Annotated in this window: 18 protein-coding genes; 7 read left to right on the forward strand and 11 right to left on the reverse strand. The window is 67.3% G+C overall.

Annotated features, from left to right (window positions below; genetic code table 11):
* Positions 1-102: 102 nt before the first annotated feature.
* From flhB to fliQ, 3 genes are read right to left on the reverse strand one after another with little or no spacing between them, the layout of a single operon-like run.
* A complete protein-coding gene (gene flhB / locus DDZ18_RS07655) occupies positions 103-1182 on the reverse strand; it encodes a flagellar biosynthesis protein FlhB (protein WP_109252769.1) in 1080 nt (359 codons plus the stop codon).
* Positions 1183-1189: 7 nt separating this feature from the next.
* Positions 1190-1948, reverse strand: a complete 759-nt coding sequence (fliR, locus tag DDZ18_RS07660; RefSeq protein WP_109252770.1) for a flagellar biosynthetic protein FliR — start codon at positions 1946-1948, stop codon at positions 1190-1192.
* A gap of 4 nt (positions 1949-1952) precedes the next feature.
* Positions 1953-2216, reverse strand: coding sequence for a flagellar biosynthesis protein FliQ (fliQ, locus tag DDZ18_RS07665; RefSeq protein ID WP_109252771.1), 264 nt, complete (start codon positions 2214-2216; stop codon positions 1953-1955).
* A 196-nt stretch (positions 2217-2412) separates the two neighbouring features.
* On the opposite strand from fliQ, the gene DDZ18_RS07670 reads away from it, so the two are divergent.
* Together DDZ18_RS07670 and DDZ18_RS07675 are read left to right on the forward strand one after the other, a co-directional pair.
* A complete protein-coding gene (locus DDZ18_RS07670) occupies positions 2413-4284 on the forward strand; it encodes a DUF885 domain-containing protein (RefSeq protein ID WP_109252772.1) in 1872 nt (623 codons plus the stop codon).
* A 35-nt stretch (positions 4285-4319) separates the two neighbouring features.
* Positions 4320-6224 carry a DUF885 domain-containing protein gene (locus tag DDZ18_RS07675; protein ID WP_109252773.1) on the forward strand — a complete coding sequence of 635 codons (1905 nt, stop codon included), beginning with the start codon at positions 4320-4322 and terminating at the stop codon, positions 6222-6224.
* 83 nt (positions 6225-6307) lie between these two features.
* Here the strand turns inward: DDZ18_RS07675 and fliE are convergent, their stop codons facing one another.
* The 3 genes from fliE to flgB are packed head-to-tail and all read right to left on the reverse strand — an operon-like array spanning position 6308 to position 7484.
* A complete protein-coding gene (gene fliE, locus DDZ18_RS07680) occupies positions 6308-6616 on the reverse strand; it encodes a flagellar hook-basal body complex protein FliE (protein ID WP_109252774.1) in 309 nt (102 codons plus the stop codon).
* Positions 6617-6627: 11 nt separating this feature from the next.
* On the reverse strand, positions 6628-7041 hold the full coding sequence (flgC, locus tag DDZ18_RS07685; protein ID WP_233245756.1) for a flagellar basal body rod protein FlgC: 414 nt from the start codon (positions 7039-7041) through the stop codon (positions 6628-6630).
* Positions 7042-7070: 29 nt separating this feature from the next.
* The gene (gene flgB / locus DDZ18_RS07690) at positions 7071-7484 is read right to left on the reverse strand and encodes a flagellar basal body rod protein FlgB (RefSeq protein ID WP_109252775.1); all 414 of its coding nucleotides are present in this window, start codon (positions 7482-7484) and stop codon (positions 7071-7073) included.
* A 188-nt stretch (positions 7485-7672) separates the two neighbouring features.
* On the opposite strand from flgB, the gene DDZ18_RS07695 reads away from it, so the two are divergent.
* The 4 genes from DDZ18_RS07695 to DDZ18_RS13730 all read left to right on the forward strand — a co-directional run bounded on the left by DDZ18_RS07695 (position 7673) and on the right by DDZ18_RS13730 (position 10432).
* Positions 7673-8014, forward strand: coding sequence for a flagellar biosynthetic protein FliO (locus tag DDZ18_RS07695; protein ID WP_109252776.1), 342 nt, complete (start codon positions 7673-7675; stop codon positions 8012-8014).
* On the forward strand, positions 8011-8772 hold the full coding sequence (gene fliP / locus DDZ18_RS07700) for a flagellar type III secretion system pore protein FliP (protein WP_109252777.1): 762 nt from the start codon (positions 8011-8013) through the stop codon (positions 8770-8772). The genes DDZ18_RS07695 and fliP overlap by 4 nt, the downstream gene beginning before the upstream one ends.
* 95 nt (positions 8773-8867) lie before the next feature.
* Positions 8868-9845 carry a hypothetical protein gene (locus DDZ18_RS13725; RefSeq protein WP_146190630.1) on the forward strand — a complete coding sequence of 326 codons (978 nt, stop codon included), beginning with the start codon at positions 8868-8870 and terminating at the stop codon, positions 9843-9845.
* On the forward strand, positions 9839-10432 hold the full coding sequence (locus DDZ18_RS13730) for a hypothetical protein (RefSeq protein WP_146190631.1): 594 nt from the start codon (positions 9839-9841) through the stop codon (positions 10430-10432). The genes DDZ18_RS13725 and DDZ18_RS13730 overlap by 7 nt, the downstream gene beginning before the upstream one ends.
* A gap of 2 nt (positions 10433-10434) precedes the next feature.
* Here DDZ18_RS13730 and DDZ18_RS07705 read toward each other — a convergent pair whose 3' ends face one another.
* The 5 genes from DDZ18_RS07705 to DDZ18_RS07725 are packed head-to-tail and all read right to left on the reverse strand — an operon-like array spanning position 10435 to position 16686.
* On the reverse strand, positions 10435-13815 hold the full coding sequence (locus DDZ18_RS07705) for a hypothetical protein (protein WP_109252778.1): 3381 nt from the start codon (positions 13813-13815) through the stop codon (positions 10435-10437).
* Positions 13796-14521: a MotE family protein gene (locus tag DDZ18_RS07710; protein ID WP_109252779.1), complete on the reverse strand. Its 726-nt coding sequence runs from the start codon at positions 14519-14521 to the stop codon at positions 13796-13798. Before DDZ18_RS07710 ends, DDZ18_RS07705 begins: the two co-directional genes overlap by 20 nt.
* A 13-nt stretch (positions 14522-14534) precedes the next feature.
* On the reverse strand, positions 14535-14945 hold the full coding sequence (locus DDZ18_RS07715) for a DUF6468 domain-containing protein (RefSeq protein WP_146190632.1): 411 nt from the start codon (positions 14943-14945) through the stop codon (positions 14535-14537).
* Positions 14942-16105, reverse strand: a complete 1164-nt coding sequence (gene fliM, locus DDZ18_RS07720; RefSeq protein WP_109252781.1) for a flagellar motor switch protein FliM — start codon at positions 16103-16105, stop codon at positions 14942-14944. The genes DDZ18_RS07715 and fliM overlap by 4 nt, the downstream gene beginning before the upstream one ends.
* 14 nt (positions 16106-16119) lie before the next feature.
* Complete coding sequence (locus DDZ18_RS07725) at positions 16120-16686, reverse strand: flagellar basal body-associated FliL family protein (protein ID WP_109252782.1); 567 nt, start codon at positions 16684-16686, stop codon at positions 16120-16122.
* A gap of 265 nt (positions 16687-16951) precedes the next feature.
* Between DDZ18_RS07725 and flgF the strand changes: the two genes are divergently transcribed.
* Positions 16952-17686 (forward strand): flagellar basal-body rod protein FlgF, encoded by a 735-nt coding sequence (flgF, locus tag DDZ18_RS07730; RefSeq protein ID WP_109252783.1) that lies wholly within the window; start codon positions 16952-16954, stop codon positions 17684-17686.
* The last annotated feature ends 7 nt before the right edge of the window (positions 17687-17693 follow it).

The following is a 17693-nucleotide window of genomic DNA, read 5'->3' on the forward strand; positions in this document are numbered from 1 at the left end:
CACTCCGGAATGGTCGGACCCGTCGGGCGATTCGCGCTCACCCTCGGGGATCAAGGTTAACGCTCTTTCTCGACGCGAGGCAGATCAATCCGCGCGGGACGATCACGAGTCGCGCCGGTCGCGTCCGCCCGACAGCGACAGCACATAGCCGATGACCTTGGCCACGGCGGCGTAGTGCTCGACGGGAATCTCCTCCTCGAGCTCGGCGCCGTCATAGAGCGCGCGCGCCAGCGGCGGATCCTCCACGATCGGCACGTCGTGCTCGCCGGCGACCTCGCGAATCCGCAACGCAACGGCGTCGACGCCCTTGGCCACGCAGATCGGCGCCGGGGTGACCCCCTGCTCGTATTTCAGCGCGATCGCGTAGTGGGTCGGGTTGGTTATCACGACCGCGGCGTCGGGGACGTTGGAGATCATCCGCTTCTGGGCGCGCTCCTGGCGGATCTGGCGGAGCTTGGCGCGCACCATCGGGTCGCCCTCGGTCTCCTTGTGCTCGTCGCGGATCTCCTTGCGCGACATCTTGTTGCGTTCGATGAACTCGTGGCGCTGGAAGAAGAAGTCCGCCGCCGCGATCAGCGCGTAGACGAGCAGCGCCGCCAGCAGCAGCGTCACCGCGCCGTCGCGCACCAGCTGCAGGATGCCGATCGGCTCCATCGCGGGCAGGCGCAGCAGCTCGTCGCGGCGCGGCCAGAGCACGGCGGCGATGGCGATCGAGACCACGCCCATCTTGCCCACCCCCTTGAAGAAATTCATCCAGCCCTGCGGGCCGAACATGCGCTTGGCGCCCTCGACGGGGCTGAGCTTCGAGAGCTTGGGCTCCATCTTCGAGGCGGTGAACAGGAAGCCCTGCTGGACGTAATTGCCCATCACGCCGGCGATCATGAGCGCGATGAAGGCCAGCCCGACGATCCCGCCGATGCGGATCGCGGTGGACGCGGCGAGATCCAGCGCGCCCGCCGGGTTCATGCTCAGGGTATGAGCCTGCGCGAAGAAGACGCTCAGCGAGCGGGCGAGATCGCGCGCCATGGTCGGGCTGAGCGCGCCGATGACGCCGAGCCCGGCGGCGAGGATGAACCAGCTCGGCAGCTCCTGGGACTTGGCGACATCGCCCTTTTCGCGCGCCTGGCGGAGGCGTCGCTCGGTCGGCTGCTCCGTCTTTTCTGACTTGTCCTCCTCGGCCATGCCCGCCTCACTGCAGCGTCACGGCGAAGCGCTCGAAGCGCTCCAGCCAGACCAACGCCATGGCGCCCAGCGACATGGCCAGGATCGAGAACCCCACGAGGATGTTCAGCGGCATGGCGATGAAAAATATCTGCGCCTGCGGCATCAGCCGCGAAAGCACGCCGAGACCGAGATAGAACATCAGGCCGAAGACGATCAGCGGCGAGGCGATCTGCACGCCGATGACGAAGGCGTCGATGAACAGGCCGAGCGCCCAGTAGGCGGCGTCCTCGAACATGGGCGGCGCGCCGGCGGGCATCATCTCGTAGGAGCCCGCCGCCGCGCGCAGCAGCAGGTGGTGCAGGTTGGTCGCGAAGATCAGCAGCATGAAGACGAGATTGATGAACGTCGCCGGCAGCGCGCCCTGCTGGCCCTGCGAGGGATCGAAGGACTGCGCCATGGCCAGGCCGGCCTGGTAGCCGATGACCTGGCCGGCGACCGCGCCGGCGGCGAGCAGGAATCGCGTGGCCATGCCGATCATCAGCCCGATCAGCGCCTCGAGCGCGACCATGCCGGCGAGCGCGCCGGCGGTCTCGGGCATCGCCGGCAGGCGGCCGGCGAGCATCGGACCCGCGGCGAAGGCGAAGGCCAGCGCGAAGGACAGGCGGATGCGCGGCGGGACCCACGGCTCGCCGAAGCCGGGCAGCAGCATCACGATCGCGCCGATCCGCGCGAAGATAAGCCCGGCCGTGAAGATCACGGCGGCGGGATCAAGGCCGGCGTACATCAATTCAGCCTGCGATGATTCGGTCGGCCAGCGTCGTCACGAAGCCCGACATCACCGCCCCCATGAGCGGCAGGAATACCAGCAGCGCAATGAAGATGGCGATGATCTTCGGCACGAAGACCAGCGTCATCTCCTGGACCTGGGTGAGCGCCTGGAGCAGCGCGATCATCAGGCCCACGGCCAGGCCGACCAGCATCACCGGGGCGGACATGGCCAGCATCACCCAGATGGCCTCGCGTGCGATGTCGAGCACTTCTGCGCCGGTCATCACGAGCCTCTCTTCGCCGGGGCGCGTCCTGCGCCCCCTCGTCCGGAGGCTCCCGCGTCCCGGTTAACAAACGTTTATGAACGGTGAACGGGACTAGGCGCGGGCAACGTTTCGTGATGGTTTAGCGACATAGATGATTTTTCAGCGCGCGCCGCCCTTCCCGGGACGCGCTGCGCTTTCGCTTGGGGAGACATTCATGCGAATTCAGCTTCTGTTCGGCGCGGCGTCGCTCGCGCTTCTGGCCGCCTGCGGCGAAACCGAGAATGCGGCGCCGACGGCGGCCGACACGTCGGCCAGCGCGAACACGCAAACCGCTCAGCAGACCGAACAGACCGAATCCGAGCGGCTCTACGCCTGGCTCGACGAAGTCTTCCAGACCGAGCTGGCGCATTCGCCCGAGTTCAAGACCCAGCTCGGCGTCATCGACGACTCCTACGGCCAATGGGATCCGCGCGGCGACGAAGCCGCCCGCGAGAACTTCGAGCGCCGGCAGGGCTATCTCGACCACATGCGCGAGACGTTCGACTACGACGCGCTCGACGAGAACGCGCAGCTCACCTACGGCTTCATGGAGCACCAGGGCGAAATGGCCGCGCGGCTCTACGAGGTCCGCGAGAGCGGCTACGTCTTCTCCCCGATGCTCGACAGCATTTCGGGGCTGACGAGCTTCCTCATCAACAATCACCGCGTCAGCGAACCCGCCCACGCCGAAGCGTATATCAGCCGCCTGGAAGGCGTCGGCGCGGTGATCGACACGCTGGTCGCCGAGGCCGAGGAGCGCGCCGAAAACGGCGTGCGTCTGCCGCTGTTCGCCTATCCGCGCCTGATCTCGGCGGCGAACAATCAGCTGTCCGGCGCCCCGTTCGACGAGTCGGACGAGGACAGCGCCCTGCTCGACGACTTCCGGGGCAAGGTTGAGGCGCTGGAGATTTCCGACGAGGACAAGGCCGGGCTGATCGACCGGGCGCGCGCCGCGCTCGTCGACGTCTATCAGCCCGCGATGGAGCGCTACATCGCCTCGCTCGAGGCGATGGAGGAAGACGCCGATACGCGCGCCGGCATCTGGAAGAACCCGAACGGCGAAGCCTACTACGCCGCCCAGATCGCCAACTACACCACGCGCGACGACCTGACCGCCGAGGAGATCCACGAGATCGGCCTGTCCGAGGTCGAGCGCATCCAGAACGAGATGCGCGCGATCATGGCCGAGGTCGGGTTCGAGGGCGATCTCGCCGACTTCTTCGAATACATGCGCACCAGCGAGGACTTCCGCTATCCGGACACCGAGGAAGGTCGGCAGGCCTATCTCGAGGAGTCGACGCGCCTCATCGACCAGGTGATGGAGCGCGCGCCGGAATATTTCGACACGCTGCCCGAGGCCGATCTCGAGGTCCGCGCCGTCGAGGCCTGGCGCGAGGACACCGCCACCGGCGCGTTCTACAACCAGCCCGCGCTCGATGGCTCGCGGCCGGGCTACTACTACGTCAATCTCTCCAACATGGACGACAACCCGAGCTACCTGATGGAGAGCCTCGCCTACCACGAGGGCGCGCCGGGCCATCACTTCCAGATCGCGCTCGCCCAGGAGCTCGAGGACCTGCCGATGCTCCAGAAGCTCGGCTTCAATTCGGCCTATGTCGAGGGCTGGGCGCTCTACGCCGAGCATCTCGGCAAGGACATGGGCTTCTTCACCGATCCCTATCGCGACTTCGGCCGGCTCTCCTACGAAATCTTCCGCGCGGTGCGCCTGGTGGTCGACACCGGCATCCACGACCAGCGCTGGACCCGCGAGGAAGCCATCGACTACATGCTCGCCAACACGCCGATGACCGAGGGCGACATCACCCCGGAGATCGAGCGCTACATCGTCTGGCCGGGCCAGGCGCTGTCCTACAAGATCGGCATGATGACCATCCTCGACCTGCGCGAGCGCGCGATGGACGAGCTCGGCGAGGACTTCACCTATGGCGGGTTCCACGACGCCGTGCTGACGGCGGGGTCGCTCCCGCTGCCGCTGCTCGAGGAGCGCGTCGACGCCTGGATCGCCGAAGTCGGCGCCCAGGACTGATCGCACCGCCGCAGACAAGACCGGGGGAGAGACCCATGACACGACTGACCACCCTGCTCGCCGGGGCGAGCCTCGCCGCACTGCTCGCCGCCTGCGGGGAGACCGTCGACGAGGCGGCCACCAACGCGGCCGCGCCCGCCGCGGCTTCGGAAACGCAATCCGGTGACGGCGCGGAGACGGAGACGGCGACCAGCGAAAGCGAGCGGCTGAACGCCTGGTTCGAGGAGCAGTTCGAGGCGCGCCTGGCGCGCTCGCCGATGTTCCAGACCTATCTCGGCCGCAAGACCAATTACGGCCAGTGGGACGACGCCTCGCCGGAGTTCCGCGAAGAGACCTACGAGATGGAGCAGGCCGCCATCGAGGAGATGCGCGAGCGCTTCGACTACGACGCCCTCGACGAGGACGCGCAGCTGTCCTGGCGGCTGGCCGAGTACAACGCCGAGAACGATCGCGAGGGCTGGCCCTATCGCGATCACCGCTACGTCTTCACGCAGCGCTCCGGCCCGCATTCGGGCGTTCCGGCCTTCCTGATCAACCAGCACCGCGTCGACACGGTCGACGACGCCGAGGCGTATATCGAGCGCATCGTCAATGCGGAGAGCTATCTCGACCAGAACGCGGCCAACGCCGAGGCGCGGTTCGAGGACGGGGTGCACCCCCCGCTGTGGACGTACGCGCAGATGATCCAGACCTCGCGCAACGTCATCTCCGGCGCGCCGTTCGACGAGTCCGGCGAGGACAGCCCGCTGCTGGCCGACTTCCGCGGCAAGGTCGAGGCCCTCGACATCTCCGACGAGGACAAGGCCGACCTGATCGCGCGCGCCGAGACCGCGCTGACCAACTCGCTGCAGCCCGCCTACGAGCGCCTGATCGCGATGTTCCAGCGCCAGTCCGAGACCGCCTCGAGCGATGACGGCGTGTGGAAGCTGCCCGACGGCGCGGCGTACTACGACTGGCTGCTGAGCAACTACACCACCACCGACATGACGGCCGAGGAGATCCACCAGCTCGGCCTGTCGGAGGTCGAGCGCATCCACGGCGAGATGCGCGCGATCATGGAGCAGGTGCAGTTCGACGGCTCGCTGCAGGACTTCTTCGAATTCATGCGCACCGACGAGCAGTTCTACTATTCGAACACGCCGGAGGGCCGCGAAGCCTATCTCGCCGAGGCGACCGCGCTCATCGACACGATGCGCGAAGCGCTGCCGGACTGGTTCGACACGCTGCCCGAGGCCGACATCGTCGTGCGCCGCGTCGAGCCGTTCCGCGAGGCCAGCGCGGGCAAGGCGTTCTACCAGCGCCCGGCGCCGAACGGGTCGCGCCCGGGCGTCTACTACGCCAACCTGCGCGACATGGCCGAGATGCCGACCTACCAGATGGAGGCGCTCGCCTATCACGAGGGCATCCCCGGCCATCACATGCAGCTGGCGATCATGCAGGAACTCGAGGACGTGCCGTCCTTCCGGCGCTTCGGCGGCTTCACCGCCTACACCGAGGGCTGGGGGCTCTACTCCGAGTATCTGCCGAAGGAGATGGGCTTCTACGAGGATCCCTATTCGGACTTCGGCCGGCTGGCGATGGAGCTGTGGCGCGCCGCCCGCCTCGTCGTCGACACCGGGCTCCATCACCATCGCTGGACCCGCGAGGAGGCGATCGACTACCTGCTCGAGAACACGCCCAATCCCGAGGGCGACGCGATCAACGCCATCGAGCGCTACATCGTCTTCCCGGGCCAGGCGACGGCCTACAAGATCGGCATGAACGAGATCCTGAGTCTCCGCGAGGAGGCCCGCGCCGAGCTGGGCGAGGACTTCGACATCGGCGAGTTCCACGACGTCGTGCTGAGCGACGGCGCGGTGCCGCTCGAAGTGCTCGGCGAGCTGGTCGAGGACTGGATCGTCGAGGTTCAGGCCCAGGACGCCATGGAAGCGGCCGAATAGCCGGTCCGGCTCACCGGGAACCAGAAAGCCCCGCGGTTCCGGCCGCGGGGCTTTTCATTGCCGCTGCGCACGCAGCGCAGCCGTCAGATCGGCATCTTGAGGATGTCCTGGTAGGCGCGGATGACCTGGTCGCGCACGGCGATGACGGTCTCCAGCTGCGTCTCGGCCGCCGACACGGCGGTGACGACGTCGACGAGCTCGGCCTGACCGACGGCGGCCTGGGCGGTCAGCGTCTCGGCCGCCTGCAGGCTGGACTCGGTGTTCTGGACGGCGTCGTTGACGAGCGCGCCGAAATCCGCGCCCGACGGCGCGGCGGCGTCCTGGCCGCCGGAAGCGGCCGAGGCGGCGGCCTGCTGGGCGGCGGCGTAGGCGCGAAGGGCTGCCGGATCCATCGCCTAGCCTCCTAGCGCCTGATGAGATCGAGCGTGCGTTCCATCATGCGCCGCGATCCCTCGATCATGTTCATGTTGGCTTCGTAGGAGCGCTGCGCCTCGCGCATGTCCATCAGCTCGACCATGAACGTCACGTTCGGATAGCGGACATAGCCGTCGCCGTTGGCGGCGGGATGGCCGGGCTCGTAGACCAGCTTGAAATCGCTCCGGTCGGGCTGCACGTCGGTCATGCGCACCAGCTCGCCGCCGGTGGCGCGATCGAGCTCGGCGTCGAAGACCGGGATCTGGCGACGGTAGGGATCCTCCTCCGGCGTGCGTCCGGTCGACGACGCGTTGGCGAGGTTCTCCGCGATGATGCGCATCCGCGACGACTGGGCGCGCAGCCCGGCCGCGGCGATCTGCATGGTCTCGGACGCCTTGTCCATGGCTCAGGACTCCTTCTGGTCCATCCCGTTCAGCGGCCCGGCGGGCTCGACGCCATCCGCATCAGCGCCAGGCTCTTCTGGTACAGCCCCAGCACGGTCTCGAAGCGCATGCGATTCTCGTTCGCGCGCACCATCTGTTCCTCGAGCACGACCGAATTGCCGTTGATCGTCGTCTCGGTGTCCGGCGCCCGCCGCGCCGTGTATTCGCGCCGCGCGCCCTCGCGGCCGGAGATGTGCCCGGGCTCGGACACCGTCAGGCTCACCGGCTCGACGCGCTGGGCGCCCTCGAGCGCGCGTTCAAACTCGGTGCGCGGGATGTCGCGCGGCGTGAAGCCCGGCGTGTTCGCGTTGGCGACGTTCTCCGCGATCACGCGCTGGCGGTCGTTGTGATAGGCGAGCGCCTGGCGCAGAACCGCGAGAACGGGAACGTCATCCGGCTGCATCTCGGGCGGGCTCCCTTCCTCTGGGTCGACTGAGACTCTTCCCGCGCGCCGGTTAAGACAGACTTAAAACTCGTTACCGCTGCGCCGCCGCGGAAGCGCCGGCTTAACCTTTTCGCCGACTCCCGGTACCGCTCGACAATGAGCATCCGCGTCGTGATTCACGCGGGCGCGCGAGGGAGACCGCCGACTTGGACCTGCTCGACTATTTCCGCTACATCGCCGCGCTCGTGCTGGTGCTCGGCCTGCTGGCGGGCTTCGCCTACATCCTCAGGCGCGGCTGGGCGCAGGGCTTTCTGCCCGGGCTTCCCGGCGCGCACGCCGAGCGGCGCATGCGCATCGTCGAGAGCCTGGTGATCGATCCCCGCCGGCGCGTCGCGATCGTCGAGGTCGACGATGTCGAGCACGTCCTGCTCCTCGGCGCCGCCAACGAGACCCTGCTCGACGCCCGGCCCGCGCCGAAGTTCGAGCCGGTCGCGCCGGACGACGCCGAGACCGGCGAGAGGGACGAACGCCCGGAGGCCGCCGAATGAGCCGCCGCGCCTGGCTGCATGCGATCGGCGTGCTCGTTGCGGCCGCGGCCGCGACGGTGTTCTTCGCCGCGCCGGGTCTGGCCCAGGAGCTGAGCATCGATCTCGGCTCGGAGGGCTCGCTCACCGAGCGCGTGCTCCAGCTCGTCGCCCTGCTCACGGTGCTGAGCCTGGCGCCGTCCATCCTCATCATGACGACGAGCTTCGTGCGCATCGTCGTCGTGCTGTCGCTCCTGAGGACCGCGATCGGGCTTCAGCAGAGCCCGCCCAACACCGTGCTGGTCTCGCTGGCGCTGTTCCTGACCGCCTTCATCATGGCCCCGGTCTTCACCCAGTCCTACCAGGAAGGGATCCGCCCCCTGCTCAACGGCGAGATCGAGACCAGCGAGGCGTTCCAGCGCAGCGCCCAGCCGGTGAAGATGTTCATGCTCGACCACACCCGCGAGGACGATCTCTCGCTGTTCTTCGACATCGCGAACATCGAGCCCGAGACGCCGGAGGCCACGCCGGTTCACGTCGTCGCGCCCGCCTTCATGATCTCCGAGCTCAGGCGCGCCTTCGAGATCGGCTTCCTGCTGTTCATCCCGTTCCTGATCATCGACCTGGTGGTGGCCTCGATCCTGATGTCGATGGGCATGATGATGCTGCCGCCGATCATCATCTCGCTGCCGTTCAAGCTGATCTTCTTCGTGCTGATCGACGGCTGGCGGCTGGTCGCCGGCTCGCTGGTGCAGAGCTTCCAGGCCGGCGGCGGGGGGTGAAACTCTTGTTCCAAGTGCGCCTGATGCCTAAAAGTTAGAAAACCTTACAACTAAGCGGAGACGCGGCATTGGTTGCCAGGAAATACGAGCGCGGCGTGTACCAGCTCCTTCTTCGAGCAACCACCCACCCCCGAGGTCGGGATGTGCCGAGCGTCGAAATGGCCGAAATTTGCGCCATTCTGTCCGAAATGCATGAGAAGCATTTCGCTTGGGCACACATCGACAAAGACGACAACATCCTGGAGCCGGAAGAAGAGATCACAGACGACAGAAATGTCGTATACATTCGCGATCAACGCCTAGATGAGGATCGTGGGCTTCATACGTTTCTATTTCACCGCGCCGATCCCAATGAGGCGGACCCAGCGTTAATCAACGTCGGTGAGCGCAAGTCAGAGACCGTCCCGGTCGGACGGAAACAGGCTCCAGGCCGCTCAGCTCATCTCATCTTGTCATTATCCCCGACTCCAACCGGGCAGTACCGTGCCGTTCTTGAACAAGCAACAGGCATAAATCGCGGCCTCATTGCCAGATTTATTAATCACATCATGAGGGAAGAGGCCTCCGACAATCCCAAATATACCTATCAGATGAAGGTTAAGCGGGGGAGGTACGAAACGCGTGCTTATCAACCACGCTTCCGCGTCGATGCTCAACTATCTGCAGACCTAATTCAGGATATTAAAGAGGGGACTGTGTCGAGCGTTGACCTCATTGAGCGCGCCACGTCCTATAATGGACCCGATCTACCCAAGGAGTTCGCAGCCAAGAGCAAGAGGCTGACATTAGACGTGAAGGAAAATGCCACTAAAGACCAGATTGTAAAAGCCCTTCGAAAAGTAGCGGGCGTCGACGCATATGACGATATTCAAGTTCATCTCCGCGACCTCCCGGGGGACACTACAAGCTCACCGCGCATCGCACGTGAAAAATTTGAGGCAAATGAAATACTGTATACGAGAAAAGTAATTATCGATGGTTTCGCAAAACCACTGAGCACCTCATGCTTTGATTCAATTCATGACGAAATCGAACAAAAGATGCAGAACATCATCAAAAATGGACGATGGTGATGCGCTTCATCCGACAAATTACGCGCCCTGCACGCTATCTTCTAATAATTGAAGATGACGCGCCACTTCTATCATCTAAGCTATTCGTTGAGTGGGTTTACCCTGCTACGTTAGGCGCTGTGACTGCAATAATCTATTTATTGCTGCCGGATAAACCGCGCCTAATCGGACCGTCGGGAATCTTCTCGGCTATATCGGATCTATTTCAATTGTTTGCTGCCTTTTTTCTTGCGGCTCTCGCCGCTGTAGCGTCATTTGATAATCCGAAGCTAAATGAGCAGCCAATTGGCTCGAAAATTTTTCTTTACGAATGGGATAATAAAGCGGACGAATCTAAAAGAAAATACCTAAATAGGAGATCATATATATCATACATGTTTGGATATCTGGCGTGGATGACAATATTGTTTTTTATAATTATTTCCCTATTTGAAGCAATGAAAGGCGTTTGTGTCCTAGCTATCCCAACCCCAACCTTATATTACATAAATAGTTTTCTCCTGTTTATGGGGATGTCAATATTTTTCAATGTTATATTTATTACAATTTCAGGCATTTCGTACCTTACTGAACGCTTGAACGATTGATATCAGCTCTCCGGGTCGCGCGGGCCGTCGAAGCGCTGGGCGAAGCCGGCCATGAAGGCGTCCACGCCCTCGATGTCGGCCAGCGTCGAGACCATGTCGGCCAGCCGGGCGTCGCCGGCGCGGACGGCTTGCTCCGCGACAAGCGAGAACGCCGAGGCGTGGCGGGTCTCCGCCATCGCCGCGCCGTAGCGCCCGCGGACGCGGTCCATCGCCTCGCGATCGTCGGCCAGCGCGTAGGCGATCATCGCGCGCAGCACATCCTGGGCCTCGTAAGGCTCGAGCGGCGCGTCCTCGCGCCAGCGATCGGCGAGCAGGGCCTCGATGCGGCGGCCGGCGTCGTCCCAGCGCCTCGCCCGCCAGGCGACGTCGGCGCGCAGCCGACGCGCGGGCTCGGACCGGTCAGTCTGGATGAGTTCGAGCGCGTGCTCGCCGCGGCCGAGTTCGGCCAGCGCACGGGCCTCCAGCAGGCGCCGCTCGGCGACCAGCTCCTCACCGAGGCCGGCGACGCGCGTGCTGCGGATCGCGCGCAGCGCGTCCTCGGGCCGGTCGGCCATCAGGTAGATCACCGAGAGATCGGCCGCGACCGAGGCGCGCGCCTGCGGGGTGATCGTCACTCTCGGCTCGAACACCTGGTGGGCCAGGAGCTCGGCGGCCGGGTCGAGCAGGTCGACGGCGACGAGGCGGTCGGCGATGCGCCGGACCATGCGCCGGCCCTCAGAGCCCTGAGGCGTGAGATACTGGTAGTCGTACCAGAGCGCGAGCGCCTCCAGCGGGGGCAGGCGGTCGGCCTCGTCCTCGAGGTAGAGCCGGCGGAACAGCGCGTCCATATCGCGCCCGATGCGCCGGGTTTCGCGCCGCCCCTCGAACCGGTTCCGCGCCGTCTCCATCAGCGCGAGCGCGTCCTCGTAGCGGCCCGCCTCGGCGTGAAGATTGGCCAGCAGGCGGGTCGCCTCGAGCTCGGTCTCGTCGCCTCGCCAGCGGTAACGCAGCCCCTCCAGGGCGTCGACGCCTTCCTCCGTCGTGATCCGGCCGGTCTCGATCTCGAGGCGCGTCTTCTCGAGGATCGCCGGCGCCTGGATCGGCGCCCAGTCGGAGTCCGCGAGATCCGCGAAGATCTCGAGCGCCTGGTCGGTCCGGCCCAGCGCGGCGGCGAGCTTCCCTTCCGTGAATCGCGCCTCGGCGCGCGTGCGCGCGTCCGGCTCCTGGGTTTCCAGCAGGCGAAGCAATTGCTCGGCGGCGCCCAGCGCGTTGGTCTCGACGGCGGCGCGCGCGCTGGCGCCGATGATCCGCGCCCGCCAGACCGGGTCGAAGTGGGCCAGCGTCTCCTCGCCGGCGGCGAAGCGGCGGCGCGCCTCCGCCCAGTCGCCGCGTTCGGCGGCGGCGAGCCCGCGCCAGGACTGGGCGGCGGCGTCCTGGCGCAGCCTCGGATCGGCGAAGAAGGTCTCCGCCTCGTCGTAGCGCTCCATCATCACGCTGGCCGCGCCGCGCATCGCCCGGGTACGCGGCTCGTCGGCAAGCTGCGGTCGATCCTCGACGGCCAGGTCGATCGCGCCGAGCGCCTCGGGCGCGAGCCCCCAGCCGAGATAGAACCGGGCCAGCGCCATGAGCGGGGCGGCGCGCTGCGATTCGGCGCGGCGGACCATCGCGCGCTCGCGCTCGGGGAACGGGCCGCCGCCGCGCCAGGCCTCCAGGTCGAGAAAGCCCGGCGAGGCCGGCTCCGCCGCCGCGGCGGTCAGCGTCGGGGCCGCGGACCGGGACAGGAGCAGCCCGCCCGGCCGCGTCAGCCGCGCGCCATCCTCCTCGACGGAGAGCTGCAGATCGTCGGCGGCGGGCTTCAGCGCCACGCCGTGCGCCGACGGCAGGAACAGGGCCTCGAGGAAGCGCCGCTCGGCGATCACCCCGCGCGTCTCGCCGTCGGCGGTCAGCACCAGCAGCCGATCGCCGACCACGGGATCGTCGAGCGAGACCACGCTGCGCGCGCCGGGCAGCCCGATCTCGATCGCGGCGGGTTCGTTGAAACGCGTGATGCGGCTCACCTGCGCCGGGCGCGGCGGCTCGTCCAACGCATCGGTGAGGGTGACGATCCACGCCGCCCCGGCGCCGCGCACATCGGCCTGGGTCGAGTCCGGGGCCTCGATGCGCAGCGCCGCATGCCCCTCCCCGGACACGGCGTCGAAGCCGCGGATGTGACGCCGGCCGGCCTCGTTCAGCTCGGAAACGTCCAGCTCGGCGGCCGCGTCGAACACGATCCAGAGCGCCTGACCGCGGCGGAAGACAGCCGCGCCGGGTCGGGCGGCCCAGTCGAATGTGAGCGCGACGTCGCGGCCGTCGACGCGGGTCTCGACGACCACGACGCCGTTTTCGGGCGTCGGATCCGGGCGCTCGGATTCGGCGGGCGCCTCGTCGATCGCGGCTTCGGCTTCGGCGCCGCCCTCGCCCTCCGCGTCGGGCTCGCTCGCCTCGGCGGTTTCCGCCTCCGGCGGGCTTGCGTCCGCGGCCGGCTCGGACCGCGCCTGAACGGTCTCGGCGTAGGCGGCGAGCGCCTGAAGCGCCTCCGCGGTCCCGGTCGCGTCGGGATCGGCGACGTCGAACACGACCCGCCGGTCGCCGTCGGCCCAGGCGCGCGCCTCGGCGCCGGAGGCGAGGTCGAACTCGAGCGTGAAGCGCTCGCGGGCTTCGTCGATCTCCACGCCCTCGACCAGGCGGGGCGGGTCGACGCGCAGGACGGCGAGGTCGGCCTCGCCGCGCCGGGAGAACTCCAGCCGCGCCGTGTCGCCGTCGCGCGACAGGGCGTAGCTGACGGCCTCCGGCCAGACGAATTCGATGCGCGTGTATTCCGACGCCTCGCCCGTATTGACCTCGACAGGCAACACCGGGCCGAGTTCGGCGAGACGGGCGGCTTCGGCGGCGCGGCGGGCTTCCTCCGCGCGGCGCTCGCGGGCGCGCTCCTGCGCCTCTTCATAGGGAGACACGATGTCGGGCAGCGGCTCGGCGCCGGGCGGCGCCAGATCGATGGCGACGATGTTGTGCGAGACCGACACGCGCGGTTCGAGCGCGGCGTTGAGCGCGAGCCGCAGAGTCTCTCCGTCCGGATCGAGCCGCGCCATGGCGAGCGTCTCCGGCGCCGCCTCCACGAGGCGGCGGACCTCGCCGTCGAGCGGTTCGGAGAATTCCGCGATCAGAACCGAGCCGGCCGCGATGCGCGCGTCTGCGGACAGGTCGCCGCCGGCGTCCTCGGGGTAGATGACCTGCAGGCGCAGCGTCTCGCCGCGCTGGTCGACCTCGAAGCGCGCCGGCGCCTGGGCCTGCGCGCTGGCCGCGACCAGCCCCAGCAGCGCGGCGGTCAGACCCGCCAGGAGCCGCTCATTCGCCCGCGGCTTCAAGACGGGCCTCCATGTCGGCCACCGTCTCCGGCGGCGCCGCGCGGGCGTGCAGCATTGACGTCAGCCGCGCGGCGAAATCCGGACGCATCTCCCCCATGACGGCCGCGAAGCCGCGGGCGCTTGTGCGCTGCAGCTGCTCGGCGACGAGCAGCAACGTCTCGCGGTCGTTCTCGTACATCTGCTCCATGATGGCCGCGGCCGCGTCCGGCTCGAGCGCGCTGTAGACATTGACGATGGCGTCGATCTGCTCGGCGCGGTCGGCCTCGAGCTCGTTCATGATCGCGCGGACGTCCGCCTCCAGGGCCTGCAGCTCGGCGATGCGCTCCTCGACGCGCTGCTCGGCGACGGTGATCAGCCCCTCGCGGGTGTCGAGCTCGGCCTCGCGGGCGTCCAGGGCCCGGCGGCGCTCGGCGAGACGCTCGAGCAGGTCCAGCTCGGTCGAGGTCCGCGGCTCGTTGCGCGGGGGCAGCGAATTGCCCGACTGCGGCGCAGCGGCGGCGTCGGGTTCGGCCGCCGGGTCGTCGCCGGCGGCCTCGGCGGAGGCTTCATTCTCCTGTTCGGCCTGCCCGGTCTCGTCCTCCTCCTCGGCGGCGAAGGCGGTCGCGCCGAACAGCTGCGTCGCGCCGTCGAGGATGGCGAGGGCCTTCAGCACGAACAGCCCGGCGAGGACGACGGCGATGAGGGCGAGCGGGCGAACGGCGGTCATGACGGGACGTCCCTCATCGCAGCGTCTTCAGCGTGTCGGTCAGCCCGCGTTCGCCGTCTTCGGCGGCGACCTCGGACCGCCGCTCGGCGGCCGGCGCGGAACGCGATCGCCGCGGCGCGCGCGACAGGCGCTCGGCGCGGGCTTCGGCGCCGTCATTGAGGAAGCGGAGCTCCTGGCTGAGCTGGCGCGCCTCCTCGACCCGCGTCTCGAGTTCGCCGCCATGCTCCTTCGCGGCGCGGTCCAGCGCGGCGAGACTGGCGCGGGCGCGATCCACGGCGTCATTGAGCTGGGCGATCGTGTCGCGCAGCCCGTCCTGGCCGGAGCGCAGCGCGCGCAAACGTCGATCGACCCGCCAGCACATCACCAGCGCGCCGAGCAGGAGAAGGGCGACGAGCCCCTCGAAGGCGAGGACGGCCATACTCATGTGAACCTCGTGAGCGCCTTGCGCGCCGCCGCGGTCAGCGGCGCGTCGAGACGGACGCCGACATGGTGGCCGATGCGCCCCATCCGCCCGCGGGTGAGCACCACCGAGCCGCAGCGAAGCTCGACCGGTCCGTCGGCCCCGGTGTCGAGCATCAGCGTGTCGCCGACCTTGAGGTTCATCACCTCGCCGAGCGGCTTCTGCATGTCGTCCATGACGGCGGAGACCTCCATCTTGGTCGACCACAGCTCGGTCGCCAGGTGGCTCTCCCAGATGTTGTCGCGGCCGAACTTCTCGCCCATGAACTGCTGGAGCAGCATCTTCCGGATCGGCTCCAGCGTCGCGTAGGGCAGCATCAGCTCGATCCGGCCGCCGCGATCCTCCATGTCGATCCGTAGCTTGACGAGAATGGCGGCGTTCGCCGGCCGGGCGATCGCGGCGAAGCGCGGGTTCGTCTCGACCCGGTCCAGCGTGAAGTCGACCTCGGTGAGCGGCTCGAAGGCCTGCTTGGCGTCGGCGAGCACGACCTCGATCATCCGCTGGACCAGCGTGCGCTCGATCGTGGTGTAGGGCCGGCCCTCGATGCGCATGGCCGAGGTGCCGCGCCGCCCGCCCAGCAGCACGTCGACGATCGAGTAGATCAGGTTCGAATCGACGGTGAGCAGGCCGTAATTGTCGAGCTGTTCGGCGCGGAACACCGCCAGGATCGCCGGAAGCGGGATCGAGTTGAGATAGTCGCCGAAGCGGATCGAGGAGATGTTGTCCAGGCTCACCTCGACATTGTCGGAGGTGAAATTGCGCAGGCTCGTCGTCATCAGCCGGACCAGCCGGTCGAAGACGATCTCGAGCATCGGCAGGCGCTCGTAGGAGACCAGCGCGGAGTTGATGATCGCGCGTATGCCCGAGCGCTCGCCGCCGTCATCGTCGGACACCGAGAAGCCCAGGAGCGAGTCGATCTCGTCCTGGTTGAGAATGCGCTCGGCGCCCTGCGAGCCGCCCTGCGGCAGGAAGGTTTCGCCCTCGCCGCCGACCATCGCCTCCCATTCCGAGGCGAGCTCGTCGCCGCCGTCGCCGGCGTCGATGGAATCGAAGTCGGGCTGGTCTTCGGCGGCGGCGGCCTCCCATTCCGCCGCCAGCGCATCCTGATCGATTTCGTCGCTCATCGCAGGGACATCCGCTATTGCTGGACCGCGAGGTTGGTGATCAGCACGTCGTCCACCTCTTCGGGTGCAATGGCGAGATTCGTGCGTCGAAGCAGCTCCAGCTTGAGCCGGTGCCAGCCCGCCGAGCCCTCGAGATCCTCTGGACGCAGCTCGCGCAGGAACCCCGTGTACTGATCAAGAACCGCCTCCATGTGCGCGTCGAGGGTGTCGTAGAGCGACTCGTCCTCGACCACGATGGCGACCTCCATGCTCAGCATGGCGGTCCGGCCGTCCCCGGTGACGATGTTCGTCAGGAGCGGGCCGTCGAACGTGTAGGGCGGGATGTCGGATTGCGCGCCGGCGGCCTCCTCCTCGTCGCCCGCGTGCCCGTCGCCGGCCGAGGCGACCTCCGTCTCCTCGCCGCCGCCGAGCAGGAACAGCGCGCCCGCCGTCCCGGCGAGCGCGAGGATGACCACGGGCAGACCGACGAAGAGGATGAGCTTCTTCAGCCCGCCCTTCTTCTTCTCGCCGGACTCCTCGCCGTCCTCTTCGCCCTCTTCGCGGTCTTCCGCCTCGAGTTCGTCTTCAGCGTCTTCGGCCATGAAGCCAACCGTGTTCGCAACTGCTTACCCGTTCGCGATTAACGCGTCCGGCGGTTAACGATCCGTTTGGAAACCCCGGTTTGCAGGCAATTTTTTCCCACCTGCGATGCAGGCTTTCCCGGGCCGGCGGATCCTGCCGAGAACCACCTCTCTGCAAGTTACTGAAAACAATCAATATTAACCTTGGCACGCCCATTGCGACGACGGCCGGCGAAGCCGCTCGAACGGCGGCGCGAAGACTGGAACGTCAGAAAGGACGCCCGCGATGGATAACGCCCTGATGGTCGGCCTCTCCCGCCAGATCACGCTGCGGCGGGCCGTCGACGTCACCGCCAACAATGTCGCCAACGCCTCGACCGCCGGTTTCAAGGCCGAGCGCGTGCTGCTCGAAGCCAACGGCACGAACCGCGCCCGGCACGCCGACGGCCCGTCGCAGCTTCACTTCGCCGACGAGTGGGGGCTGGGCCGGGATTTCGCCCAGGGCGCGCTCGACCATACCGGACGGCCGCTCGACCTCGCCATCCAGGGCGACGGCTTCTTCACGCTCGAGACCGACGCCGGCGAGCGCTACACCCGCGACGGGCGCTTCACGATTAGCCCCGAGGGCGAACTCGTCGCCGCCGACGGCGCGCGCGTGCTCGACGAAGCCGGCCAGCCGATACTCATCGACCCCGCCGCCGGACCGGTGACGATCTCCGAGGAAGGCGCGATCACCCAGGACGGCGTGGCGCTTGGACGCGTCGGCGTCGTCGAATTCGACAATCGCGGCGCGCTGGAGAAGCGCGGTCAGAACCGCTTCTCGGCGCCGGAGAACGCCGAGCCCGCCCCGGCGGCGGCCGCGGTGGTCCGACAGGGTTACACCGAGAGTTCCAATGTCAGCGCGATCTCCGAGATCACCCGGATGATCGAGGTTTCCGGCGCCTACCAGTCGGTGACGAAAATGATCCAGCAAACCGAAGAGCTCAGCCGCCAGGCGATCGAACGCCTGGGCCGGCCGTAGGCCTCTC

Origin of the sequence: Marinicauda salina (genome assembly GCF_003122085.1) — a bacterium.
In the GTDB taxonomy this organism is placed as follows: Bacteria; Pseudomonadota; Alphaproteobacteria; order Caulobacterales; family Maricaulaceae; genus Maricicauda_A; species Maricicauda_A salina.